This is a genomic window from Deltaproteobacteria bacterium HGW-Deltaproteobacteria-6, from assembly GCA_002840435.1.
Lineage (GTDB): Bacteria > Desulfobacterota > Syntrophia > Syntrophales > Smithellaceae > UBA8904.
Map to the genome: position 1 here is coordinate 32317 of PHAT01000010.1, position 25283 is coordinate 57599.

Genomic DNA, 25283 nt, shown 5'->3' on the forward strand with positions numbered 1-25283 from the left:
CTCCCCGTTAATTTGTTTTGGCGGGCGGGGCGGTATGCTTCGTTTTCCCGCCGTTTTCAAAAGGAACAGCTTTTACGGAAACACCGGGTTTCACCTTCATTGTCCCCTCGATAATAACCCGTTCGCCTTGCTCAATGCCGGATGAAACAAGCCAGGCATCACCGATGGCACGGTCAAGCGTAATCTGCCGCTGTTGGACCATTCCCTTGTCGTCCACAATTAATGTCAGAGGATTCCCTTTGGGATCACGCGATACGGCCTGTTGGGGAATCAGAATGGCATTTTTACGAATACCTTCCTGGACGATGGCCCGGACAAACATGCCCGGCAGCAGAACACCATTCGGATTGGGAAACACAATACGTAGAATGACGGATCCCGTGGTCGGATCGACGGTGACGTCGCGAAATTTAAGGTCCCCTTTCAATGGATACTCTTTGCCATCAACTAAAACGAGTCGCACCTTTTGCTGATTTTTGCTGTTCTGATCCAGTTGACCTTCCTGTATCTGGGTTCGCAAACGAAGAATCTCAGTGGTGGACTGGGTAACATCCACATACATGGGATCCAGCTGCTGTATGGTGGCTAATGCCACGGGCTGCTGAGTTGTCACCAGGGCGCCCTCCGTGACGCTGGATCTTCCAATACGGCCCGAAATAGGCGCGCTAATGGTGGTGTATTTCAGGTTAATGCGGGCTGTTTCAAGCGTTGCTTTTGCATATTGTATGTCTGCCTGCGTTTGTTTCAATGCCGCGGATGCATCGTCATAATCCTGTTGACTGACAGCCTTTTCAGCAAGCAATTCCCGCAATCGATTCGTTTTCAATTGAATGGCTGTAAGCTGAGCCTCGGAACGGGCCAGCGCGGCTTTGGCATTTTCGAGTGCCGACTGATAGAGGGCGGGATCGATTTGAAAGAGTACCTGACCGGCCCTCACATCAGCGCCTTCCGTGAACAGGCGCTTTTGGATGATACCGCCCACTTGGGGACGCACTTCGGCAACTAAATTGGCGGATGTCCGGCCGGTCAGTTCGGTTGTGGTAGCCACCGGCTTCGACTGGATGGTGACAACTGCAACTTCGGGAACCGGAGGAGGACCGCCCTTCTTGTCACCGCATCCGCCCAGAAGCAAACCCACGGTAATAAAGACTGTAGCAGTCATCAGCCCGACTCTGTAATCTTTTTTCATTGGATACCCCTACTATTCGAGATTTTGCGGCCATCACCGATGATGTCCGTGTGACGGCATCGTGATCATGGTCGAAACAAAGTGGAACAATTTAATGTGAATACAAATGGGTATTCATAATTCAAAATAAAAAATCCGGTATTTTAGCATAAAAAAGCGTTTCACCTCTTAATTGCATCCCAGCAGGCTTCGGTAATTTGCCGGATCAGAGGTTCCTCCAATACAACAAAACCGAGGGTATGGTCACGTATCACATAGAGCATGGGACCGATGGCCAGTGAAGAAAGCACACTCACCGGTAAATCTTTCAATATCTGCTGAGAGATCCCCACGTCGAAGATTTCTTTGAGTGCGTCACGTCTATCCTGATTGATATTTTTGCCCGAAAGTTTGTCGCGGCGTTTGGAGATTCCGTAGGGGGAGTTGAAAAACTGTTCCATATAACGGAAATGAAGCGGATTTGTTAATAAATATCGGCAAAGTTCACCGAATACATAAAAAAATTGTTCTTTTACGGGCTTTCTTTCAGGATAATTGGACAGGAGAACCTCCATTAACCTGTCTTCAATTTCCTGAAACAACTCATTAATGAGCACGTCCTTGTTTTCGAAGTACCGGTAGATCGTTCCGGCGGCCACTTGCGCATGATCGGCTATTTCAGACATCGGAGCGTCGTGAAAACCCCGTTCGGCAATAAGTTCCAGGGCCGCTTGCATAATATCGGTGCGTTTATCGGAAGTCAGCAAAGTATTTGTGCTCCATAGCTATGAATGAACGTTCATTCTTGTTATGAAAAATATCTATATCAGAAGGAAAATGCTGTCAAGATGTTTATACAGGTGAAAAACAGCTCATTATTTTTCGATCAACTGCTCCAGATCTTCCGGTGTGTTCAAATTTTGAAAGAGACGTCCGTTTTTGTTAAACGGGGAAATCTGATGTTCATTAATCGGTAGCACGCGCATGTCCCTGTAAAAACCGGTGATCTTGAGTTTATCCATCAGCAGCAGACGTTTAATGGAAGGCAGACAATTGCGCGAGTAAATGGCGTGCAGGGGCTGATACCCTTCGGCAAGTTCCGGGACGATGACATCGTGCTTTCCTGATTGACCGGTCAGATATTCGATGAAATCCTGATTGAGAAACGGCATGTCACAGGGGCAGGCAAATGCGTAATTATTTTTCGCGTAAAAAAGCCCTGTGTAGATACCCCCGAGCGGTCCCTTTCCTTTGTAAATATCGGTGACAATAATCGCGTTTGTGAATTCGACATAGGACAGGGGATCGTTCGTGACGATAATGATTTCGGAAAATAGCTCATGATAAATATTGATTGTCTTATCAATCAGGCGAATTCCGTCGATTTCCAGAAACGCTTTGTTAGTCCCCATGCGGGAATTTTTGCCGCCTGCGAGAATTATCCCTGTGGTGCCGTTTTTCTTATCCGTCAATTTCCATGCTCCTTCCAGATCGAAACTTCATTTACCATAAAACAATAAATAGTTGATGCGGAATTTTATAACCAAATTTTAGACATTTTTATTGACTCTTGAAATATTAAACTATAAAAACCGAAAATCGAAATATTTACTAATTTTATGAGGGGGTATTTAATGAGTAACGATGTCAAGCTGTTTGGACTGCCTGCGGAAAGTGGCAGGTGGGTTTATGTGGTTTTGGGATTGATTATGTGTGTGTGTCTGGGGGCGGTTTATGCTTACAGTATTTTTCTGGCACCGGTCAGAAAAGCCTTTGACGTTTCCGCGTCCATGGCGAACCTGCCTTTTATGGTTTTCCTGGCGTTTTTTGCCGTTACCATGTTTTTCGGTGGGCGCATGATGGAGAAATTGGGTCCGCGCAAACTGGGAATCATTGGCGGTATTATTGTCGGGTTGGGCTGGTTTTTATCCAGTTTCGCATCGAATATCTGGGTTTTGACCCTGACCTATGGGGTGATTGCCGGCTCGGGTGTCGGCCTCGTCTATGGCTGCCCCGTGGCCATGGGGGCCAAATGGTTCCCGGATAAAAAAGGATTGGCTGTCGGATTGACGCTGGCAGGTTTCGGCGGCACGGGCAAGCTTGCTTCCTTGCTGATTCCTTCTGTTGGATTGTCGAACACCTTCCTGTATTTCGGTGTTGCATTCGGTATTATTCTGGTTGTCTTAAGTCTGCCTTTCCATTTTCCCGCCGCCGGTTGGGTGCCGGCGGGTTGGAAGCCGGCCGCGGGAGCAGTCGCCGCAACGGATTTTACCCCCGGAGAAATGGCGAAAACATCGACATTTTGGGGATTGTTTTTCTGCTTTCTTATCGGGTCGATTGCCGGACTGATGGCTATTGGTATATCCAAACCGGTGGGCAACGAGATCATCAAAATTACAGGTGAGACGGCTGCGACGCTCGTCGGTGTATTCGCTATTTTCAACGCGCTGGGTCGTCCGCTATTCGGATTTTTGACGGACAAGATTAATCCCCGCAATGCCAGCATCCTTAATTTGATCGTGATCCTTGTTGTGTCAATTATTATGATTGCGGCCAAAGAAGGTGATACGGGACTCTATACATTCAGCTTTATCGGATTCTGGCTTTGCCTGGGGGGGTGGCTGGCCATTGCTCCGACTGCAACAGCGGCATTCTTCGGGATGAAAAATTATGCGCGCAACTATGGCGTGGTTTTTTTTGCATACGGCGTGGGCGCTATCGTCGGTGGTATTATCTCCGGTCAGGCCAAAGATGTGTTCGGGACATACACCTATGCATTCTATCCCACAGCCGTTCTCGCGGCTGCAGGAATCGTTCTGGCGTTTGCATTGCTTAAACAGCCGAAAAAAGCTTAGAGATGATCTTCCGAATGCGCAGATAAAAAAAGCGGGCCTTGTGCCCGCTTTTTTTACCGGATAATCTTTCTGTCTATCGCCGCCGGTTTTGCGCCTTCCCGCTCTACCATGGAATGGCTGTCTCCTTTGCCGCGGAATCGCTTGACGTTAAGCATGAAAATTTCCAGTTTGCTTAAAACATTGGGCGGTAAAAGGTTCCCGTCGATTTCAATGGAAATCGCCGGATATTTTCTTTCTCTGGCCCATGGCGTGAATAATCCTTCGATGACGCGGCCGATCAGGCAGGCAAACGGGGAAATGTTGACGATGCCCGAATAGCCGTCCATCATGGCGGTAGCGGCCACGCCGCTGGAGATGCTGATTTCCGAATGCAGTTCATGGCTGACAAAATGCTTTTCCGTGTTTTTCATGATGGCTTTCATATCATGAGGCGTACTGGGCACCAGTCCGGTTACGCGCAGCGTGTCGCGAATGTTTTTTTCCACATTTTTTTTATAGGTATGTTCAATTTTCCAATCGATGATGTCGCGAAACTCCCGGGCGAATAAACGCCTGTACCACGGCGTCAGGTTCAATTTCTTTTTGAGCTCGTAGTGCCGGACGAAGTCGCAATAGTAAAACCATTCGGCGACATTCGATACCTTGCCGACGATGCCGTGACGGCTGAACTGTTGAATCAGTTCATCAACGGCGAAATCGTCGCGCCGGACGTAGATTTCACCCACAATCAGCACTTTCGGGCAGTCTTCCATTTTTCTGGCCAGCGGTATTTGAGAAATTGTCGAGGCGATATCCTTGAGAACCGGCAGAACTTTGGTAATATCCTGCTCGGCTACGCTGAGCATTTTTTGCCAGATCTGATCATAGATCCTCATAGCCTCGACAGGATCGGCCGCGCATGTCCGCAAAGATGTTTCGACATCTTTCATATAGTCGCCGATGACCGTCGCCCACCAGGCGTACTTGGTGAATTCCGGACCCAGTTCGGTGTAGGAATTATCTGCCTCCAGGGTGAAGACAAGGACATTTTCCAGACGCAAATCCTTGAATAGGTTTTCATAGAAAACAAAATACTGACCGGTTCGGCAAGGGCCGGTTGTTGTGGGCACAAACAGAATATAGATTTCATCCTTGCGATATTGGTCGGAGGATAAATACTTGAGAGCGCTGCCTAAGACAAGGTGCGACGGCAGGCACTCTTTGCCGGAGGCGTGATTGCGAGCCATCTGCAGCGTATAGATGTCCGGCACCGGCATGGCTTCCGCGTTGACGCCCAACCCCCGGATTGTTGCGCCGATCAATTCCGCCGAGAGTCTGCCCATATTGGATAGGAGCAGTTTGACACGCGGGTTTCCTTTAATCGGGATTTTTTCGCCGGTGATGATATTTTTAATGTGGATTTCCTCACCGGGATTGTTGATGAACCGCAGGCCATTGTCGTATCGTTCCTCACGAATATCGGTGAGTTTGGAACGGTAACCTTCGATGATATCCAGAAACGCCTCAATGCGGGTATCGACGCCGGCATCCGCCGTGTGGGAATCCAACTCCAGAATCAGAAATGGTTTGGTGCCCATGATCCATTTTAAATAATGCAGCATGAAGGAATCAGGGGCGCAGGAAAAATTGGAAATGTAGGTGACAAAAATGTTGTCTTCATCCTTCAGGAGTGCGCCGGCTTTCATATCCTGCTGGCCGTAATACCAGTACATGTTAGGATAGATAGTCTGATCTTCGAAGGGAAGAATATCAAACGGAATGATCGAATAACCGCGGGAGGTGTATTTCCGGGGGATGCCCATATTGGCATCGGCGGTAAAGGAGTTATAAGGACGTCCCAGAACGGCGATTACCGCACGCCTGGCCAGACGGGCCTCTTCAAGCGCTTGTTTTCCCAATCTGGAAAATTGGGAAAAACATTCCATTTGTTTTTCATAGGCGACGGCAAAAGCATTTTTCGCCTCGCTTTCGCCGAAGCCCAGTTTGGCGGCCATCGTGACAAACGGTTCGGCGGCTTTTTCAAGTCCATACATAAAGCTGACCACCGGCGCTAAATATTTTTCGTCTGGAATCTCCGGAAAAGCCTTCTGGATATAATAGGGCAGGCTCTGTGTGATCGGGCAGAAATTGGCCGGAGCAATTTTTTCATAACTTTCCATATCGCGGAAATGCGGCAGGAAGATATAATCGATTTTGCGGTTAAAGATATCCTGAACGGCGCCATGCGCGATTTCCGCCGGGAAACAGTAACTGCTTTCCACACGCGCCGTTCCTTCGTGAGAAATCTCTTCGGAGACAAATGTTTCCACTCCCAGCGTATGGAAAAACCAGGAATAGAGGGGCCAGAGCGTATAAATGGAAAAACAGCGGGGGATGCCGACGATATAATCTTTTTTTCTGATCAGCGTGGCCGGATCGGGGGCGCATTCCTTAAAAAGGATGTCATTGCGTTTTTCAATGTAGTCGATCACGCAGGCTTCATTGAAAACTTTTTTCTTCCGCATATTGGCGTATTTATTACAGCGGCCGCCGAACATGTATTTGTGGCCATTGACATTGAGAATGCGGATCGGACAGAAATTGTCGCAGGCTTTACACTGAAATTCCTTTTCATAGATAATGCTGGTGGCGAGGATTTGATCAATGTCATAGGCGCCTTTGGTCAGAAATCCTTCGGTGACTTTTTGCTTGGCCAGAATGCCCACGCCGAAGCAACCCATCAGTTCGGGATCAGGCGGCACCAGAATGTCCTTATCCAGAAGCATCGCAAAGGCCAGCGGGACGGCTTTGTTCTTGGCGACGCCGCCCTGCAGTACAATATTTTTGCCGATGGTCCGATTACCCACGACGCGATTGAGGTAATTGGACACGATAGAGGTGACAATGCCCGCGGTAATATCTTCGCGCGTTGCGCCCTGCTGAATGGCGTTGCGTATATCGGAATTGATAAAGGCGGAGCAGTGTTCGCCGAACTTCAGTGGCTCTCTGGCGGCAAGCGCGATGTCGCCGATCAGAGCGGCGTCGGAAATATTCAGATCGCCCTGCGCCGATTCTTCCAGGAATGATCCGGTTCCCGCGGAACAGGCTTCATTCATGGCGTAATCAATCGGGACTTTGTTTTTCAGAGACACATACTTGGCGTCCTGTCCGCCGATTTCGAAGATGGTGTCGATATTGTCCCGGTAAAAGGAAGTGCCGACGGCATGTGCAATGATCTCATTATAAACGGCAGGTGTTTCCAGAAACACGCCGAGAATTTCCCGCGAAGAGCCGGTTGTGGAAGCCAGCGTGATGTTGATTTTCCCGTCGCCGATATCTTCCCGAATTTGTTTTTTTATTTCGATGAGACAGTTTTTAAGTGAGTTGACCGGATCGCCGTGCGTGCGGCCATAAAAAGATGCGGTAACTTCACTGGTTTCGATGTCGATGAGGCAGGCTTTTGTAGTGGTGGAACCGCCATCGACGCCGAGGATATATTCATGGCCGGCTTTGACTTTGCCTTTTTGTGAAGGCAGGTAGGTCACTCTCCCCTGAGCGGTTTGCAGGCTTTTAAATCTTTTAAACTGAATGTGGCTCTTTTTAAACAATGAATTTAAAGAAGGCAGGCTGCTTCCGGAGATTGCGGCCATCAGCGCCGCTCCGTACGCTTCGAAATAGGCCGCCTCTTCGGGGACAATGAATTCGATGTCCGGCATACGCTCACGGATGAAGCGCAGAATGTACGGATTTTGCGTTACGCCGCCAACGAGCAGGACTTTTCCTTTTTCGATTCTGGCTCTTTTCAGAAAGTCGACGACTTTGATGGCCATGACATCGGAGAGCGATAAGACAATATCGCCGGTTTTGGCTTCGCCCTTGTTCAAACGGTGTGTGCAATCGCTTTTCATGAAGACCGAACAGCGCGAAGAAAGCTTCAGCACCCGGCAGTCTTTAGGGATGTTGTTAATATCGCTGAGCTTCATGTTCATCCGTGCGAGCTGCTGTTTGAAAAATTCGCCGGTGCCGGACGCACATTTGTTGCCGGAAAAACTGGTAATGATTTTATTATTCTTGTCGATGGTATAGACGACAAGATCTTCTCCTCCGAGAGAAACAAGCGCATCAATTTGATGATTGAGCTTTTGCAGAGCTCTTTCGATGCAGAGAGGTTCAATGACACTATTGATATTTAAAAGATGCCGGCCTTCGGTACCGGTGGCCAGTGTTTTGATGTCCAGTGGTAAATGACGGCTTGAAAGAATCTTTTTGAGGGTATCGAGAAAGTTTCCTTCATGAGGTTCTACGGCGCTCCATGCAATATCATCTCCTTCCAGCATGGCTACCTTAACATTCGAGGAGCCGATATTAATTCCCAGACTGTGCATAAAAACTCCCTTAAATAAATAATCCCAAAGGTCAATATTACTATTGAATCATATCGTCAAGCATCAGATGAGATAAATTTAAAAAATCTTCATAAGACAAAGAGTTAGACAGCCTCGGTAAAAGAAGAAAAAAGCAGCTGATAGCGATTGCCGTCAGCTGCTTTTTTTGTTGTTACTATATTATATGTTTGTTGGTCAGGATACTATCTTTGTTTAATGCCAACTCACCGCAATGTTAATGAGCTTCCTCCATCGCGCCGCCGATATACATCATGGACAGCAGCATGAAAACCAGTGTCTGAACGACTGAGGTAAAGATCATCAAGAACATAATGGGCAGCGGAACAATCAGCGGCACCAGAAGCAGAACAACCAGGAGAACAATGTCTTCACCTGCGATATTGCCGAATAACCGGAAGGTCAGAGACAAAGGCCGCGACAGATGACTGATGAGCTCAATAGGTAGCATGAGTGGAATCAGCCACCAGACAGGTCCCAGAAACTGTTTGATATACTTGAAGCCGTGGGTGATGATGCCGATGACATGTGTTGAGAAGAATACAACCAGTGCCATGGCCAGATTTGTGTTGATGTTGGCAGTAGGTGATTCAAATCCGGGAATGATTCCGATCATGTTTGACGTAAAGATGAAAAGCCCGATCGTGGCGATTAACGGAAAAAACTTTTTTCCATGGGTTCCCATCGTGTCGAGCAACAATGTGTGAAGGCCGTCCACGATGACTTCCATAACATTTTGCAGACGTCCCGGGTAAACCTGCAAACGCCGTGTTGCCAGGAAGGAAAGCACGGACAGCAGAAGAACTATAAACAAAGTATTGAAAACAATGGTCATGTTAATGCCCACATCTTTCAGCCAGGTCGTGTGGAAGAATATTAGGGGTTCCATTTGTTTCTAACTAACCTCCTCAATAAAGTTTTTTTTTGCCAGGGTGGTAATCACCGTGAAAACGATATTGATTACCACCACGGAAAGTCCAATAAGCAGGCCGATGATATTTACGGTATCAGTGGCGATTAGAAAATACAAAACAACAGCGGTCAAGGCCAGGCGAATGTAATATTTGACCATGGTCGGTCGTTTGACATTTCCGGAAGGATTTCTGAAAAGACCGCGCAAACCAAGTTCCATTCCGTAAAAGTTGAGAATGCTGATAAAACCGCCCAGGAGAACGCCCAGGTAGAATTTTGTCGGTGCAAAAATGAAAGAGGGGATGACCAAGACTGCCAAAATGATCCAGTTGGCAATTTCAAGTTTTCTTTGGAGCGGGTCTTTGGCGATGAGGTTCACTTTTTAAACTCTTTATGATGGATTCTTCATCTCTGAAATTTCTTTGCACTAAAACATATATGTTACGAAATCCGGCCGAAATTCCGATCAATAGAAAAACGACGGTGAATACATGGCCGGAATCAAATTTCCGATCTAAATAACTTCCTAAAAGGAGGCAACCAAAAATTGCCAGAACCATTGCGATTCCAATACTGCTGGCATAGGCCATCTGGATGCCCAATTTTTTGGTTTCGCTATCCATTTAGTGATGAGCTCCTTAACATGTGCGATAAACAAAGTCAAACAAAAACATGACCGGCGTTCATTATTTATTTAAAAAGTGACGGTTTTTTCTATACCAGTCGATGGTCTTATTCAGGCCAGTGCTTAAATCTGTTGCTGCTTTAAAACCGAATTCTTTCATCGCTTTGGATGTATCGAGCAGACGACGGGGCTGACCGTCCGGCTTGCTTGTATCCCAAACAATTTTTCCCGGAAACCCTACCAGACCGGCAATCAGTTCTGTTAAATCTTTGATAGAAATTTCAAAACCTGCTCCGATATTAACGGGTTCACTTTTTTCGTAAGAATCAGCCGCCAGACAAATAGCGTCTGCTGCGTCTTCAACATAGAAAAATTCACGGGTTGCCTGGCCCGTTCCCCATACCTCCAGGGTGTCCGAATGGCTGTCCATCGCGTCAAAACATTTTTTAATTAACGCCGGGATGACGTGGGATGAACGGGGATTAAAATTATCGCCTGGCCCGTAAAGATTGACAGGCAGTAAAAAGATTGAATTAAAACCGTACTGTTGCCGATACGCCTGCGATTGAACCAGCATCATTTTTTTGGCTAATCCGTAAGGAGCATTGGTCTCTTCCGGGTAACCGTTCCAGATATCTTCTTCCTTAAAGGGCACTGGCGTAAATTTGGGATAAGCACAGATGGTACCCAAGGCGACAAATTTCTCTATCTTGTGCAACCAGGCTTCATGAATCAATTGCGTGCCCATCATCAGGTTATCGTACAGAAGTTCAGCCGGTTTTTCCTGATTAAAACCGATGCCGCCGACTTTTGCGGCCAGATGAATCACAATATCAGGTTTTGTGGTGTCGAACATGCGGCGTATATCAACCGGATTAGTCAGGTTGTATTCGGGCAGATCGGCAATGTTGATGCTCAGGCAACCGTATTCATTAAGCCTGTTGATCAGGTGATGTCCCAGAAATCCTTTGCCGCCCGTAACAGTAATGCGTTTATTTTCAAGCACGTATTTCACCTTTAACATTTGATGTTAACTTATTCTTTCAGAGTTTGCACAGGTAAAACCCGCATCCATCAGAGTTTTTTCCTTTTTAGCTAATTCCAGATCGGTTGCGATCATCATATCTACGAGCTCGTCAAAGGAAGTTTTGGGCTGCCAGTTCAGAGCTTTTTTCGCTTTGGATGCGTCTCCCAGTAAAACGTCAACCTCCGTGGGACGGAAATAACGGGGATCAACTGCCACATGCTGATGATAATCCAACCCGAGTTTGCTGAATACTTTTTCAGCAAACTCGCGCACCGAGTGAGTTTCACCGGTAGCGATTGCATAATCATCGGGTTTATCCTGCTGGAGCATCAGCCACATTGCTTCCACAAAGTCGCCGGCAAAGCCCCAGTCTCTTTTGGCTTCCAGATTGCCCAGGTAAAGCTTGTCTCTAAGCCCCAGCTTGATTTGTGTTGCCGCGCGGGTAATTTTACGGGTGACGAATGTTTCACCGCGCCGCGGCGATTCGTGATTGAAAAGGATACCGTTGGTCGCAAAGATGCCGTAAGCATCACGGTAGTTTCGCACAATGTAATAGGCATACACTTTGGCTGCGGCATAGGGGCTGCGAGGCTGAAATAAAGTATTCTCGTTTTGTGGTGGTGGCGCCGCGCCGAACATTTCGCTGGAGGAAGCCTGATAAAATTTTGTTTTGATGCCGGTCTTTCTGATTGATTCCAGAATTCTCAAGGTTCCCAATCCGGTAATGTCACCGGTGTATTCGGGCATGTCAAAACTGACGCGTACATGACTTTGCGCGCCCAAATGATAAATTTCGTCGGGGTTGATGGAGGCGAGCAAATCCATGAGCTGACCGGAAACGCTCAAATCACCATAATGCAGGAATAATTTTGTATCCGGTTCATGGGAATCGTGGTAAAGATGATCGATACGATCCGTGTTAAATGTGCTGGAACGGCGAATCAAACCGTGAACTTCATATCCTTTGTTTAATAGAAACTCAGCCAGATATGATCCATCCTGTCCGGTAATTCCTGTAATAAATGCTTTTTTCATAAATCTCCTTAATGTTGAGTTAGCTTTAAATCGCTCCAAGAGTTTGTGCACGGAGACCGTGTCTGATCCGGTTCAAAGATGGTTTTCATATTGAGAAGGATCAGAATTATCTTCATGTTCAGGATTCCCGATTAGTCTAATATTTTAAGACAAACGGATGAAATGTCTTACCGTATCGATTGTTAATTGTCAATAAACCGGTTACAGGGTTTTTAATGTTTCCGCTAAAGCGGAAAGGGTCTGGTCGATGTCTTTATCCGTATGCGCAAAGGATAAGAACCCTGCTTCAAATTGCGATGGGGCCAGCCAGACATTGTGTTTGACCATACCGTGAAAAAAACGGGCATAGAGGTTGGTTTTTGATTTCAACGCCGTGTTCAGATCGTACACCGGTCCTTCCTGAAAAAAAATGGTGAACATTGAACAGAACTTGTTGATGCAGACGGCAATGCCCTGCTTCGCGAATATTTTTTCCGCTTCCTGGCAAAGATCATCCGCCCGGTACGTTAATGATGCAAAAGAAGTTGTTTGGGATTTGAGAATGTTGAGCGTAGCGATACCGGCGCTCATGGCGAGCGGATTTCCGGAAAGGGTTCCCGCCTGGTAAATATCACCGATGGGGGCGAGTCTTTCCATGATTTCTTGTTTGCCTCCTAATGCGCCTACCGGCATGCCGCCACCGATGATTTTTCCCAGACAGGTCAGATCAGGTTTAATGCCGATCAGGTTCTGGTATCCGCCGAAGTGAAATCGGAAACCCGTAATGACTTCGTCGAAAATCAGCACGATGCCGTTTCGGGCTGTCAGATCCCGCAATTTATTTAAGAAACCATCCTGTGGGAGAACAACGCCCATGTTGCCCACGATCGGTTCAATGATCACAGCGGCCAGTTGCGATGCGTAACGCTCAATCGCGTTCTCCAGGGCATTAATATCATTGTATGGAAGGCTCAAAGTAAGCCTGGCCAGCTCTTCGGGAATCCCCGGCGAGCCCGGAATGCCGAGTGTTGTTACACCGGAGCCGGCTTTAATTAAAAGAGAGTCGGAATGACCGTGGTAGCAGCCGTCAAATTTAATGATCATGTTTCTGCCTGTATAGCCTCTGGCCAGGCGAATAGCCGTCATGGTGGCCTCTGTGCCGGAACTGGTCATTCGCACCCGTTCAATGGATGGAATCGCTTCACTGATCAGCCGGGCCATGTTTGTTTCAGCATCGGTGGGAGCTCCGAAACTGGTTCCTTTTTGCGCTGCCTGACAGATAGCGGCAATGACCTCCGGATGAGCGTGTCCCAAAATCATCGGCCCCCAGGAGAGAACATAATCGATATACTCCCTGCCCGTGGAATCATAAATTTTACTGCCTTGAGCGCGGCTCACAAAAACCGGATCACCGCCAACCGATTTCCAGGCGCGTACGGGGGAATTCACGCCGCCTGCGATCACTTGACTGGCTGCGGCAAACGGATTTTCAATATTAGCGGTCATTAAAAATACTCCGGAGATGTTTTTTTATATTCATGCAGGCTTTCCAGAATAAGAAAATCGTTGCTGCTGATTAATTCGGACATGGTGCTGAGCATGGACGAGATGTCATCATCCTGTGCATGCAGCATCGTAAAGAGATTATATTTATTTTGAAAAGCCGGCTTTCTTTCGTAGCAATGTGAAATGAATGGTAGTCCGGCAAATAGCTTGCCGGCATTCTCGACGGCATCAATCGGAACTGACCACATCACCAGGGCATTCTTGCGATATCCGGCTTTTTGATGCCTGAGAATTGCGCCGAACTTTCTTACAACACCTTTTTGGGAAAGCTCTTTAAGCCAGGCTATTAATGCATCGCTTTTGAGACCGCAGGTATCGGCAATTTGCGTAAAAGGTTTCATGACAAGCGGAATGTCAGATTGGAGGATTCGGGCCGCTCTTAATTTCTGTTTGCTGAATGTTTCCATAGCCGTTGTTTCTATCCTGCTTGCGTTATAAAATCAAGTCGGGTGTTCAGGTAAATATTTAGTCACCTGTTTTGCAAATATTTCTTGACAATCTCTTTATTGATCGTTAAAAAAGAATACAAATGACCGGTAGTCGTCGAAATTTAAGGAAGGGAGGTTATAAAAAATAAAATACTTGACGGTTTCGGGCATAACAAAAAAATCAGGAGGCTTTAAATGAAAAAGAGTTTGATTTATTCCGTGCTGGCGTTCGCGTTGGTTATTGTTTCCGCTCCCTTTGTATTTGCAGCTCCCGAAGCGGCTCAGGCTGCCACAGCAGGTGTTGATTACACAAAAGCCATTGTTATCGGTTGCGCTCTGCTTGGCGCTGGTTTTGCAATTGGTTTCGGCGCAGTAGGCGCAGGTCTTGGTCTTGGGCAGGCAACAAGCGGTGCAAGTAATGCAGTGGGTAGAAATCCCGAAGCTCAGGGTAAAGTTATGTTAACCATGATGGTCGGTATGGCTATGACGGAATCCGTCGCAATTTACGCGTTGGTTATCTCTCTGGTTATGCTGTTCGCCAACCCGTTAGTAAAGTTGGCCGGTATCGGTTAGTCAAAAATAATTAGCTATTTTATAAAGGGAGAAGAAGCAAATAACAAAGGACTTCTTCTCCCTTTTTTAGTTCACCTTAAATTCCCGAAGTGAAGCGCATAACCTAAAGGTCACAAGCGGAAATTTTAGGTGAACTTATCCCGCGCAACGAAGTGAAGCGGGGTTAATGACACCTTAAATTCCCGAAGCGAAGCACACTGAAATTTGCAAGTCGAATACAATGCCACCATGAACCGAGCCGCTTGCGGGGAGGTGAGAGGGGCAAATCAGAATAATAACCTTCTCTAAGTATCGAAGCGGTTTGTCTGCTTGCAGACAAATGCTTCAATCACCCCCGAGCGAAGCGGGCGGGGTTAACGACACCTTCACTATTCCTCGACTACAACTTTACCGCGCAATTCTTTTTTCTGGGCTTGCTGATGTTTGGCCGTAAGTATCTTTTCTTTTGCCCGTTTGCTTCGTTTTCTCTTCTGGCGGCGCAATTTTTCAATTTTATCCTGTTCCTGAGCGATAAATCCCTTTTGCTGCAATTCAATTTTGTCCAGTAATAGACGACGCGCCAGATGGCGGTTCAGTGATTGTGATCTTTCCCGCTGGCATTTGACGGCAAGGCCTGTCGGGATATGGAGAAGATGAACACAAGAAGATGTCTTATTGACTTTTTGTCCACCGGGGCCGGAAGAACGGACGAAGGATTCCTCAAAATCGTTTTCTGAAACGCCGAGTTCCTGCATTCTGGCAGCAAGTGCTTTTTCTTTATCTGAAGATACCGGCATGGTCGATCCTCAAAATCAAGGGATCGAATAAATCTCGTCGCCTATCAGATTTATCCAGTTTTCTGTAAGAATTTCTCTGGCTTCTTCCAGTTTATCGACGCCGATAATGACGATGGTTTCCTTGCCGATACGGTTAATGGTGGTATAAAGGTAAAGGATATTAATATCCGCTTTAGCCAGCGGTTTCAGGATAGCGTTGATCCGGCCTGCATGGAGGGGAACTTCGGCCGCCAGTACGGGTGTTACTTCAATGTTAAAATTGAAACTGCTTAAAAGCGCTGCGGCGCGGTCGGGATCATTTACGACGAGGCGGACGCGGCTGTCATGTTCGATACTGGCGGCGGATACGGCGATGGTGCCGATATCTTCCGTATCCAGAATATGGGTGAGTTTGGCGAAAGATCCGGGAATGTTGCCTAATAAGACAGATATTTGTTTGACAGCCATAAAGTATCCTTAATCTTTAACGTAATCGAATCCGGCGGCAAAGGCTTTGCGGTTTACTTCCGCAAGGGCTTTCTTTCTGCTGCCCATAATTGTTTCCAGACTTTTAAGATAAATTTCAGAAGAAACGACACCTGATTTTTTAATGAAGGCGCCCATCATGATGATGTTGGCCACGCGGCTGTTGCCGAGTTCCTGAGCCATGTCGGCGCAAGGGACACAGATGGTTTTGACATCCTGGCGGTTGGGACGCGCGTCAATGATGGATGAATTAATAAAAATACTCCCGCCGGCACTTACTTTATTCTGAAATGTAAACAGGGAAGGTGAGTTCATCACAATCAGATAATCCGGTTCCGAAGCAACAGGTGACGCAATCTCCTCGTCGCCTACCGCTACGGTGCAGTTGGCCGTGCCGCCTCTCATTTCCGCGCCATAGGCGGGAAGATACGTGACGTGATAGCCTTTGTTCATTGCGCTGTTGGCCAGACTGATGCCCATCATTAAAACGCCCTGGCCGCCGAACCCGGAAAAAATGGTTTTCACGATCATGACGCTGCCTCCGCGTCTTTCTTTGTTTCGGCGATGGTGTCTTTAAATACACCGGGGGGAAATTCTTTGCTCAGAACATCATCAATCCATTTACAGGAATCAATTGATGACATTTTCCAGTTGGTCGGACATAAAGACAAAATTTCCACCATTGAAAATCCAAGACCGTCGATCTGGCACTGAAATGCTTTTTTGATGGCTTTTTTTGTTTTGTTAACGCCGGCCGGAGAACTAACCGAACATCTCTCAATATAGGTTGATCCTCCCAGCTGTGAAAAGATCTCACTGACTTTGACAGGATGACCGTCCAATTCTTTTTTACGGCCGGTCGGGCTGGTCGTTGTTTTTTGAGTGAGCAACGTGGTCGGGGCCATCTGCCCGCCAGTCATGCCGTACACAGCATTGTTGATAAAAATGACGGTAATATTTTCGCCGCGATTGGCGGCGTGAAAGCTCTCCGCAATTCCGATGGCGGCAAGGTCTCCGTCGCCCTGATAAGAAAAAACGACGCGATCGGGGAGTGAACGCTTGATGGCTGAGGCCATGGCCGGGCCGCGTCCATGGGGCGCTTCGATCATATCTACGTCAAAGTAGTTGTAAGCCAGAACGGCGCATCCCGCGGGAGGAACGCCGATGGTAATGCCTCTTATGCCCATCTCATCAATTACTTCGGCAACCAACCGATGGACAATACTGTGACCGCAACCGGGGCAATAGTGGTAAATAGCTTCTTTTAAGCTTTTGGGGTGTTGAAAAACTATCTTTGCCATATATTTGTGATCCTTAAGCGTGATCAATAGTCTATTAATCTTTTTTGTCGTAAATTTTGGCGACGACATTGGCCAGTTCCGCGGGCGTCGGCACAGCGCCGCCCGGTCGTCCATGAAAATCAATGTTGGCATAACCCTGCAAAGCCAGACGAACATCTTCCAACATCTGGCCGGTGCTCATTTCAAAAACGAGATAATTTTTAATTTTTGACGACAGGGTTCGTAATTTCAATTCCGGGAAGGGCCAGAGGGTGATCGGACGAAACAGGCCGACTTTCATGCCGTGTTCGCGTAATCTTTTAATGGCGCCCTTGGCAATACGGGCGGCTGTGCCATAAGCCACGATGACCAGTTCCGCATCGTCTACTCTATGTTCTTCAAAGAGGGGCTCATTTTTAGTAATTACTTCATATTTACGAGCCAGTTTCCAATTGTGTTCTTCACTGTCAATTGCATCAAGGAGAAGGCCCCGGATGAATTTGCTCTTACCTGTTCCCGCACCGCGCAGCATGAACTTTTCAGGGTATTGACGGGGCTTGGGTTTCTTGAAAATAACAGGTTCCATCATTTGTCCCATCATGCCGTCCGCCAGGATCATCACGGGTGTGCGATACTTATCGGCCAGATCAAAAGCATCCATGGTTAAATCCGCCAGTTCCTGGCAGGTTGCCGGAGCAATCACGATGGTGCGGTAGTCGCCGTGGCCTCCGCCGCGGGTGGCCTGAAAATAATCACCCTGTGAAGGGCGGATATTGCCTAATCCCGGGCCGCCGCGCATGATATTGACGATGATCCCGGGAAGTTCACAGGCGGCCATGGAAGAAATGCCTTCCTGTTTTAATGAAATGCCGGGGCTGGAGGAGGATGTCATGACTCTTGCACCGGTTGCGGCGGCCCCGGCGATCATATTGATGGCGGCGACTTCGCTTTCCGATTGGATAAACACGCCCCCCTCGGCATTCCTCATATGTTCAGCCATATACTCGGTGATTTCGTTTTGCGGGGTAATGGGGTAACCGGCATAAAAACGGCAGCCCGCGCGAATTGCAGCTTCAGCGATAACATTGTTTCCTGACATTAATACTTTATTCACGGTAAACCTCAATTGCCACATCCGGACACATTGTGGCGCAAATCGCGCAGCCGTTGCATTCCTTTTCTTCATTGGCGCATACAGGATGATATCCTTGAGCGTTATACTCATTGGATGCCATTATGTGGCCTTTCGGACAAAAATGAATGCAGAGGTGACACTCCTTGCAAAGTTCCTTCTTTATCTTGATATATCCTTTCAAAGCATGTCCCCAAATCAGTTTTTGCCTGTGATTCAATCACGTTCGGCGGAAGCTATCTTGCTCAGAATGTTCAGAATGTCAAGTATTTTTAGATTAACATTCATGTCACTAATATAAAGATCGTCAAATCTTACCGATTTGAAAACCTTCCAGCTTAATGGCCACGGAGCGCTGCATCAGATCGATGGAAATAACGAAGAGTTCCTTTTCCGGATCGCTTTTAATGACCGTGCCCTCAATGCCGGCAAAGGGTCCATCCATAATCCGCGCCGGTTCGCCCAATTTAGGATACTGGATGGCGAACATTTCCACTTTTTTATCCACGATGCGTTGGAGAGCGATAATTTTTTCTTCCGGTATCGGCAGAGGTTCCGCATTTTCCTTTTTTCCCAGAATTCGAACAACACCGGTTGTTTTCAGGATGACCAGTTTGGTTTCGTTATCCAAAGAGGCTTCAACAAACAGATAGCCGGGGAAGAGCGGCACACTAATCTTCTTTTTTCGGTCTTTTCGCTTGCTCCATACTTCCATCTCCGGTAAAAACGTTGTCAGATTTTTTTGGGAGAGTCCGGTGAGGGCTTTATATTCGTGACGGCTTTTAGTGGAAATTGCATACCATGGCATGGCCAAGCACCAACCTTTAATATGTTGAGAATCCGTTTCGTAAAGTTTGAGGACATTTACAATAGCTATTAAGTTTTTGCAATGGAGAAAAAATGCGAGTAATCCGTCTGAATGGTTTGCAACTGAATTTAGATGATACCGGGGAATGCCTCGCCCGAAAAGCAGCTGACGCGTTGGGCATTCAGACGGCCGATATTGCTTCATTGACAGTGATCAAAAAAGCGCTGGATGCCAGGCGCAACAAGCCTCCGCATTTTGTTTACGCCGTTAAAATCAGTTTGGCTGACACGGTGATTCTGCGGGAAAAGATGCCGGACGGAATACAGATCCAGCCTTTTAATGATGAACCGGACCTTGAGACGCCCTTGGCCGGTCCACCACGCAGATTGTCAGGGAGACTTCCCGTTGTGGTCATCGGGAGCGGCCCCGCCGGTCTTTTTGCTGCCTACACGCTTGCCGTAAGCGGACTATCCGTTCTGCTTCTGGAGAGGGGGCGGCCTGTTGAAAAACGCGTAGCGGATGTGCGGGCATTCTGGAAAGAAGGTGTGCTTGATCCGCAAAGCAACGTTCTTTTCGGTGAAGGAGGCGCCGGGACTTTTTCCGACGGAAAACTAACCAGCCGGACGAAGAATCCTTATGCGGGCTGGGTGAAGAAAGTACTGGTGGAAATGGGCTCGCCCGAAGCCATTCTGACGGACGCCAAGGCGCATATCGGAACGGATAAACTCCGTGAAGTCATCATTCACTTGAGAAATAAGTTAAGAGAACTGGGTTGTGTCGTTCAATTTGAAGCCCTGGTCACCGACATCATAATCCGGCATAACGAAATCGCGGCAATTATTGTCAACGGCCGGCAGGAAATAAAAACGGATAAAGCGATTCTGGCGATCGGCCAGAGCGCCGATGACACCTACCGGATGCTGCATGAACGCGGCGTAAAAATGGAGGCCAAACCGTTTGCGATGGGGTTGCGCGTCGAACATCCGCAGAGCCTGATTAATTCCATGCAATACGGCCGGTGGTCGAAGCATCCTCATTTGCCGCCGGCGGAATATTTTGTCACCGCCGCCATCAGTAAATTGAATCGCTCCGTTTATACATTTTGCATGTGCCCGGGAGGGCAGGTGATTGGCTGCAGCGCGTTTCCAGGATTTATTATTACCAACGGCATGAGCAACAGCGAGCGCAACGGAGAATTTGCCAACAGCGCCGTCGTTGCCAATGTCCGTGTTGAAGACTTTGCTTTGGAGAACGAGCCTTTGAGCGGTCTGGCCTTTCGCAGCTTGTGGGAGAGCAGGGCTTTTGAGGCAGGCGGTGGCAACTATTGCGCTCCCGCTCAGCAGCTTTCCGAGTTTGTCGAAAATAAATCATCCGGGGTTGTCGGCCGGACCAGTTTTTTGCCCGGCGTCAAGGCCGCAAAACTTGCTGACGTGCTGCCGGAATTTGTTGCCGATGCTTTGCGGGTTGGGATAAAACAGTTCGATAAGAAAATGCCCGGTTTTATTTCGCCTGATGCTCATTTAATCGGTGTGGAGACCAGAACGTCGTCGCCTTTGCGGATTTGCCGCGAATCCGATTCTCAGAGCCTGAATGTCCGGGGACTATACCCCTGCGGGGAAGGTGCCGGTTACGCCGGAGGAATTATCAGTTCGGCGCTGGATGGTGTTAAGGCTGCAAAGAACGTGATGGCATCAATACGCGGCTGTCCATGATTACATCCGCGCCTTTTCTTGCAACGCGTTTCACGGATAATAATTTTGCTTCTTTAAGATCGCGTATGTTGAGATCGCCTATTGCTTCTATGCCTTTGCCGATGATTTTCGGAGCAATGATCGTGACCAGGCGATTAACCAGATTGTCTTGAAGGGCAGTTGTAATGATTTGCGCGCCGCCTTCGATCAAGACGGAAGAGATATTTCTGGCGGCAAGAATCTTCAAGAGTTTTTTCAGATGGATACGATTATTGTCATCAGAATCAACTGTGACCAATTCCGCGCCTGCCGCCGTCAGCTTCTGGAAATATGGATCGGAAGCAGTCTTCGTCGTGACGATCAGAGTCGGTGTCCGGGAAAGATCTTGCATGATGTTGCTTGAGGTGGTGATGGTCAAACCGGAATCCACGACAACTCTCAGCGGATTGCGACCGTGAACTCTCCTGACCGTCAGCGTCGGGTTATCTTTCAGAACGGTTCCGATTCCGACCAGTATCGCGTCATGTTGAGCCCGCAGTTGATGAGCAAATTTCAGGGATGCGGGAGAACTGATCCATTGCGATTGTCCGGTTGCCGTGGCGATGCGCCCATCCAGCGTTTGTGCGTATTTGACGGTCACAAAAGGCATTCCGGTCTCCATATAATGAAAGAAGACTTCATTAAGATTGCGGCATTCATCTTCCATTACACCGGTTGCAATTTCAATTCCTGCGCGTTTCAGGCGGTTCACGCCCTGACAGGAGACCAGCGGGTTGGAATCAGTCGTGCCGATTACAACCCGCGCGATTTTATGCCGGATAATGAGATCCGTACAAGGGGGTGTTTTGCCATGGTGGCAGCAGGGTTCCAGCGTCACATAGAGCGTGGAACCGGCGACATCTTCCGTTGCGCTTTGAATCGCATTGACTTCCGCGTGATTCTGACCGCAGCATTGATGATACCCCTGGCCGACGATTCGTTCATTCTTGACCAGAACGGCGCCGACCATCGGATTGGGGCTGGCGTAGCCACTGCCCTTGGCGGCCAGTTTTATGGCCAGTTTCATATAGTGTTCATCATCCATGGTGATTTTATTACCTCATTGACCAAACCAATGCAAAGAAATTTATTGTTGATGCCCTTACTGTTATGTTAAGACGTCACTAAAGTACCGGCGCCGCGAATTTCGCAAGAAATGATCATTTTTGGTGATTAGAATCACAATATTGCTATTGACTTCTGCCGAAAAAAAAATATGATGTGCATCCAAGCTGAAAAGGGCAAACCATCTGAAAAGGCGGGACGCAAAGTTACTGGCCTAAGTCTTTGAAAGGATAAGGCGGCAGGGCTGCGGGGCTGTTCGAAAAAAGTCCGGTATTCCTGAACAAATCACATTGATATAAAGAAATTACAATTAAAAAAAGGTTTGCCATGGTTTTGTTTCTTTATTGTCTTATCTTCATTTTCGGCGCCGTCATCGGCAGTTTCCTCAATGTCTGCATCTTTCGCATACCGGCTGAGGAATCCATTGTCAGACCTCTTTCCCGGTGCCCCGCCTGTCACCACCCGATTCGCTTTTATGACAATATCCCGATCATCAGTTTTATCCTTCTCCGCGCCAGATGCCGGGACTGCGGTGAAAAGATTTCATGGCGCTACCCGATGGTGGAGTTGATTACCGGCCTTCTGGCCTTGTTGCTGTTCATGAAATACGGCCTCACGCTCATTTTCCTCGTTTACTTTATTTTTACCGCAGTTTTGATTATCATCAGCTTCATCGATCTGGATCATCAGATTATTCCTGATATCTTATCCTTACCCGGCATCCCCGTCTTTTTCATTTTAGCTGTGTTTGTTGTGAAAGTGCCCTGGATGGAGGCGGCAATCGGTCTGCTAGTCGGCGGTGGTGTCCTTTTTACCATTGCCTTTGTTTATGAGTTGATAACCAAGCGCGAAGGAATGGGCGGCGGTGACATTAAATTGCTGGGCATGATTGGCGGATTTTTAGGATGGAAATCGTTGATTTTCATTTTGCTGGTCAGTTCTCTGCTGGGAGCAGTGGTAGGCATTGCCGTTATGGTGATAAAAAAACAGGATATGAAATATGCTGTTCCCTTCGGGCCGTTTTTGTCGGCGGCGGCAGTCGCCTATCTGTTTTTTGGCGATGTTTTTATGAGATTCCTCTTGTGGCCGCAATATTAAAATGGACGGTGAAAATAACCGGCGAATATGTTTAAATCACCAAATTGGATAATAATGTTTTAACACAGAGAAAATTGACAGGAGAGATGATTAAGCGTAATATGCTGTTATGAAAAATAATATGTATCGTTTCGTGATAATAGATTAATAGAGACGTTACATAATGGCATGTGTCTTGCGGGACCTACAACCTTGAAAGTTAATTGGTCTAGGGGTTAATTTTGCAATTAAATACTAAAAAAGGCTTCAGCTTAGTTGAATTGATGGTTGTGATAGGCATCGTCGGGGTGCTGTTGTCAGTAGCCGTTTTTAACTTGCAACGTTACACCAATAACACCAACCTTAAAAATATGGCAAGAGATATCGCATCCGATTATCAGAAATGTAAAGCGAAGGCAGTTTCAGAGAGCAGGATTTACTATATGGTCTTTTCCGCCGGAACCAGCAGCAGATATTGGATTTATTCACTGGCAACGGCTTCACATCCCCTCGTGTTGACGCAAAAGTTATCGAGCGACTACGGCAGCAGCATTCAGATACAGTCAGCCAGTTTTACCGGAGGGCCATGGGTAAACTGGATCCAGTTTGAAACCCGTGGAACGAGTTCCACGGGGACAGTCGTATTGACCAACTCAATCGCATCAAAGGCAACCATTAAGTCCAATGTTACAGGTAAAGCCTATGTTACGTTTGATATGAAATAATCGAGAATTAGAAGAGACGATTTTAAATACTGCGGGAAATACTTATGGTACGGTTGGTACAAAATAAAAAAGGTCTGGGGATGCTGGAAGTGGTCATGGCCATGTTTCTGACGGTTGTAGCCGTACTGGCCGTATTCTCACTGGTTTCTCCGGCCTGGAAGAATGCTGCGAAATCAGACTTTATGGGCAGAGCATCGGGAATATTGTATGAACAGCTGGTGAGGCAGGAAGCGAGGCTCATGAATCCCTGCTGCAGCGTTACGACAGGCACTTTAACACCGGTCGTGGTTAACGCCAGCGGCCAAGGGGTTGCTCAGTCCGGCGACGCTCAGTTTACTGTCACCGGCTCGATCACCAGCCTGGCAACGAATGTATGGAGAGTTACCTTGCGCGTAGCCTGGACAGGCCATACAGGGATTTCGGAAAGCCTGGTCGTCACGAGGCAGGATGGCTTCACTTTCCCTGCCGGATGCGCCACGGGGGGGAGTGCCTGCCAATGAAAAACGACAAAGGATTCACGCTGGTGGAGTTAATGATTGCCATGGCCGTAAGCATGTTTATTCTCGCGGCCGTCTACGTAGCGGTCAATTCCACGCAGCGTCATTCCACCAACATCGAACGGAAAGTGACGGCCCAGCAGGACGTGAAACCTGCTTTGGACATCATGGCTCTGGAGATTGGAATGGCCTCCTATAATCCGACAATCGCCACTGGTCTCTGGGTTGTTCCCTCCGGCACCTGTTTGGGCACCGCGGCTAATCAGACCTATCGCGGTATTCAGGAGGCAACAGCCAACTCCCTTGTTGTTGAAATGGATATCAGTGATGGCAGCGGCGGTGATGGTGACGGCATGCTGGGTGATGCCAATGAAGTTATCCGTTATGCCTACGATACGGGCAATCAATATATCACCAGGGAGACGAGTTGCGGAGGCGGACAGCCCTTCCTGGGCGACACGGTTGCCGGCCGGAAAACCATCCGGGTTATTAACGGCACTCTGGGCATTCCCGTTTTCCGGTATTTTAACGGCGCGGGGGCGGAAATTGCAGTAAGCGGCACCAACCTCGGCGGGCTTATCCCGAACATCCGCCGGATCGAGATTGTGCTGGCGGTAGAAACAGAAGGCGTTGATGTCACTACCGGTCAGAGCAAAAGACTCATCTATTCCACAAGCGTCATACCGAGGAATCATGCAATACAGTAAACGAGTGCTATCATCGGAAAAGGGGTTTATCCTGGTCACGGCGGTTTTAGCCTGCATGATCCTTTTGGCCATTACCATAATGATTATCAATATTACAACCAGCGATCTGCAGGTCAGTATCCAGAACGTGGGCCAGAAGAAGGCCTTAACCGCCGCGGAGACGGGAATTCACCGGATGATGCAGAGTTTCGATCCCCAGAATATGGCGGCATCGGCCGTCACCGGGGTTCAGGTGGATTCAGCCAATGATCCCAATTCCGTCTATACCATCTCTACGCCCACCATGCCTACGGGCGGCCCGGAATTTCTGCCCCTGACCGGCTACGCTATCGGCGGCGGCCAGCAATGGGGACAGCGACGCTATAATGTCGATGTCACGGGCATTAACACGCAATATAGCACAAGAGTCACCATAGGAGTGGGCATCGGTTACGGTCCCATAGAAATTTCAACGATGATGCGTTAAGGAGG

Annotated in this window: 27 protein-coding genes and 1 riboswitch; of the genes, 7 read left to right on the forward strand and 20 right to left on the reverse strand. The window is 47.9% G+C overall.

Annotation, left to right across the window (positions count from 1 at the left end):
- Nucleotides 1–7: 7 nt before the first annotated feature.
- From CVU71_17490 to CVU71_17500, 3 genes are all read right to left on the reverse strand, one after another.
- Nucleotides 8–1189, reverse strand: a complete 1182-nt coding sequence (locus CVU71_17490; GenBank protein PKN17089.1) for an efflux transporter periplasmic adaptor subunit — start codon at nucleotides 1187–1189, stop codon at nucleotides 8–10.
- A 161-nt stretch (nucleotides 1190–1350) separates the two neighbouring features.
- Nucleotides 1351–1935 (reverse strand): TetR family transcriptional regulator, encoded by a 585-nt coding sequence (locus tag CVU71_17495; GenBank protein PKN17090.1) that lies wholly within the window; start codon nucleotides 1933–1935, stop codon nucleotides 1351–1353.
- A gap of 108 nt (nucleotides 1936–2043) precedes the next feature.
- Nucleotides 2044–2640 (reverse strand): molybdenum cofactor guanylyltransferase, encoded by a 597-nt coding sequence (locus CVU71_17500; GenBank protein ID PKN17091.1) that lies wholly within the window; start codon nucleotides 2638–2640, stop codon nucleotides 2044–2046.
- A 162-nt stretch (nucleotides 2641–2802) separates the two neighbouring features.
- On the opposite strand from CVU71_17500, the gene CVU71_17505 reads away from it, so the two are divergent.
- Nucleotides 2803–4023 carry an MFS transporter gene (locus CVU71_17505; GenBank protein PKN17092.1) on the forward strand — a complete coding sequence of 407 codons (1221 nt, stop codon included), beginning with the start codon at nucleotides 2803–2805 and terminating at the stop codon, nucleotides 4021–4023.
- 53 nt (nucleotides 4024–4076) lie between these two features.
- Here the strand turns inward: CVU71_17505 and CVU71_17510 are convergent, their stop codons facing one another.
- The 8 genes from CVU71_17510 to CVU71_17545 form a co-directional block, all read right to left on the reverse strand.
- A complete protein-coding gene (locus tag CVU71_17510; protein ID PKN17093.1) occupies nucleotides 4077–8387 on the reverse strand; it encodes an activase in 4311 nt (1436 codons plus the stop codon).
- A 235-nt stretch (nucleotides 8388–8622) separates the two neighbouring features.
- Entirely contained in the window at nucleotides 8623–9294 is a 672-nt protein-coding gene (gene atpB, locus CVU71_17515; GenBank protein ID PKN17094.1) for an ATP synthase F0 subunit A, read from the reverse strand.
- 6 nt (nucleotides 9295–9300) lie between these two features.
- Entirely contained in the window at nucleotides 9301–9696 is a 396-nt protein-coding gene (locus tag CVU71_17520) for a hypothetical protein (protein PKN17095.1), read from the reverse strand.
- Entirely contained in the window at nucleotides 9656–9940 is a 285-nt protein-coding gene (locus CVU71_17525; GenBank protein ID PKN17096.1) for a F0F1 ATP synthase subunit, read from the reverse strand. Before CVU71_17525 ends, CVU71_17520 begins: the two co-directional genes overlap by 41 nt.
- Nucleotides 9941–10003: 63 nt before the next feature.
- Nucleotides 10004–10966 carry a GDP-fucose synthetase gene (locus tag CVU71_17530; GenBank protein PKN17097.1) on the reverse strand — a complete coding sequence of 321 codons (963 nt, stop codon included), beginning with the start codon at nucleotides 10964–10966 and terminating at the stop codon, nucleotides 10004–10006.
- A gap of 6 nt (nucleotides 10967–10972) precedes the next feature.
- Nucleotides 10973–12004 carry a GDP-mannose 4,6-dehydratase gene (gene gmd / locus CVU71_17535; protein PKN17098.1) on the reverse strand — a complete coding sequence of 344 codons (1032 nt, stop codon included), beginning with the start codon at nucleotides 12002–12004 and terminating at the stop codon, nucleotides 10973–10975.
- A 201-nt stretch (nucleotides 12005–12205) separates the two neighbouring features.
- Nucleotides 12206–13489 carry a glutamate-1-semialdehyde-2,1-aminomutase gene (hemL, locus tag CVU71_17540; protein PKN17099.1) on the reverse strand — a complete coding sequence of 428 codons (1284 nt, stop codon included), beginning with the start codon at nucleotides 13487–13489 and terminating at the stop codon, nucleotides 12206–12208.
- Nucleotides 13489–13956 carry an Lrp/AsnC family transcriptional regulator gene (locus CVU71_17545; GenBank protein ID PKN17100.1) on the reverse strand — a complete coding sequence of 156 codons (468 nt, stop codon included), beginning with the start codon at nucleotides 13954–13956 and terminating at the stop codon, nucleotides 13489–13491. The genes hemL and CVU71_17545 overlap by 1 nt, the downstream gene beginning before the upstream one ends.
- Before the next feature lie 216 nt (nucleotides 13957–14172).
- Here CVU71_17545 and atpE point away from each other — a divergent pair, with 216 nt between their 5' ends.
- Nucleotides 14173–14550, forward strand: coding sequence for an ATP synthase F0 subunit C (gene atpE, locus CVU71_17550; protein ID PKN17101.1), 378 nt, complete (start codon nucleotides 14173–14175; stop codon nucleotides 14548–14550).
- A gap of 368 nt (nucleotides 14551–14918) precedes the next feature.
- On the opposite strand, the gene CVU71_17555 is transcribed toward atpE, so the two are convergent.
- From CVU71_17555 to CVU71_17585, 7 genes are all read right to left on the reverse strand, one after another.
- On the reverse strand, nucleotides 14919–15326 hold the full coding sequence (locus tag CVU71_17555) for a peptide chain release factor-like protein (protein ID PKN17102.1): 408 nt from the start codon (nucleotides 15324–15326) through the stop codon (nucleotides 14919–14921).
- Between the two features lie 15 nt (nucleotides 15327–15341).
- Nucleotides 15342–15773, reverse strand: coding sequence for a hypothetical protein (locus CVU71_17560; protein PKN17103.1), 432 nt, complete (start codon nucleotides 15771–15773; stop codon nucleotides 15342–15344).
- A 9-nt stretch (nucleotides 15774–15782) separates the two neighbouring features.
- Complete coding sequence (locus tag CVU71_17565; protein ID PKN17104.1) at nucleotides 15783–16322, reverse strand: 2-oxoacid:ferredoxin oxidoreductase subunit gamma; 540 nt, start codon at nucleotides 16320–16322, stop codon at nucleotides 15783–15785.
- Nucleotides 16319–17092 carry a 2-oxoglutarate oxidoreductase gene (locus tag CVU71_17570; protein ID PKN17105.1) on the reverse strand — a complete coding sequence of 258 codons (774 nt, stop codon included), beginning with the start codon at nucleotides 17090–17092 and terminating at the stop codon, nucleotides 16319–16321. The genes CVU71_17565 and CVU71_17570 overlap by 4 nt, the downstream gene beginning before the upstream one ends.
- Before the next feature lie 34 nt (nucleotides 17093–17126).
- Complete coding sequence (locus tag CVU71_17575) at nucleotides 17127–18170, reverse strand: 3-methyl-2-oxobutanoate dehydrogenase subunit VorB (GenBank protein PKN17106.1); 1044 nt, start codon at nucleotides 18168–18170, stop codon at nucleotides 17127–17129.
- A 7-nt stretch (nucleotides 18171–18177) separates the two neighbouring features.
- A complete protein-coding gene (locus CVU71_17580; protein ID PKN17157.1) occupies nucleotides 18178–18387 on the reverse strand; it encodes a tungsten formylmethanofuran dehydrogenase in 210 nt (69 codons plus the stop codon).
- Nucleotides 18388–18510: 123 nt separating this feature from the next.
- Nucleotides 18511–19215 carry a hypothetical protein gene (locus tag CVU71_17585; protein PKN17107.1) on the reverse strand — a complete coding sequence of 235 codons (705 nt, stop codon included), beginning with the start codon at nucleotides 19213–19215 and terminating at the stop codon, nucleotides 18511–18513.
- On the opposite strand from CVU71_17585, the gene CVU71_17590 reads away from it, so the two are divergent.
- Nucleotides 19215–20723, forward strand: coding sequence for a hypothetical protein (locus CVU71_17590; GenBank protein PKN17108.1), 1509 nt, complete (start codon nucleotides 19215–19217; stop codon nucleotides 20721–20723). The genes CVU71_17585 and CVU71_17590 overlap by 1 nt on opposite strands.
- On the opposite strand, the gene ribD is transcribed toward CVU71_17590, so the two are convergent.
- Nucleotides 20677–21786, reverse strand: a complete 1110-nt coding sequence (gene ribD / locus CVU71_17595) for a riboflavin biosynthesis protein RibD (GenBank protein PKN17109.1) — start codon at nucleotides 21784–21786, stop codon at nucleotides 20677–20679. The genes CVU71_17590 and ribD overlap by 47 nt on opposite strands.
- Before the next feature lie 185 nt (nucleotides 21787–21971).
- Nucleotides 21972–22058, forward strand: a riboswitch (cyclic di-GMP riboswitch).
- 75 nt (nucleotides 22059–22133) lie between these two features.
- Here ribD and CVU71_17600 point away from each other — a divergent pair.
- Nucleotides 22134–22904, forward strand: a complete 771-nt coding sequence (locus CVU71_17600) for a prepilin peptidase (GenBank protein ID PKN17110.1) — start codon at nucleotides 22134–22136, stop codon at nucleotides 22902–22904.
- A gap of 263 nt (nucleotides 22905–23167) precedes the next feature.
- Nucleotides 23168–23608: a hypothetical protein gene (locus CVU71_17605; GenBank protein ID PKN17111.1), complete on the forward strand. Its 441-nt coding sequence runs from the start codon at nucleotides 23168–23170 to the stop codon at nucleotides 23606–23608.
- 22 nt (nucleotides 23609–23630) lie between these two features.
- Here CVU71_17605 and CVU71_17610 read toward each other — a convergent pair whose 3' ends face one another.
- Nucleotides 23631–23879 (reverse strand): hypothetical protein, encoded by a 249-nt coding sequence (locus tag CVU71_17610; protein PKN17112.1) that lies wholly within the window; start codon nucleotides 23877–23879, stop codon nucleotides 23631–23633.
- 102 nt (nucleotides 23880–23981) lie between these two features.
- On the opposite strand from CVU71_17610, the gene CVU71_17615 reads away from it, so the two are divergent.
- Both CVU71_17615 and CVU71_17620 read left to right on the forward strand, forming a co-directional pair.
- Nucleotides 23982–24812, forward strand: a complete 831-nt coding sequence (locus CVU71_17615; GenBank protein ID PKN17113.1) for a hypothetical protein — start codon at nucleotides 23982–23984, stop codon at nucleotides 24810–24812.
- Nucleotides 24799–25278 (forward strand): hypothetical protein, encoded by a 480-nt coding sequence (locus CVU71_17620; GenBank protein PKN17114.1) that lies wholly within the window; start codon nucleotides 24799–24801, stop codon nucleotides 25276–25278. The genes CVU71_17615 and CVU71_17620 overlap by 14 nt, the downstream gene beginning before the upstream one ends.
- Nucleotides 25279–25283 lie beyond the last annotated feature (5 nt).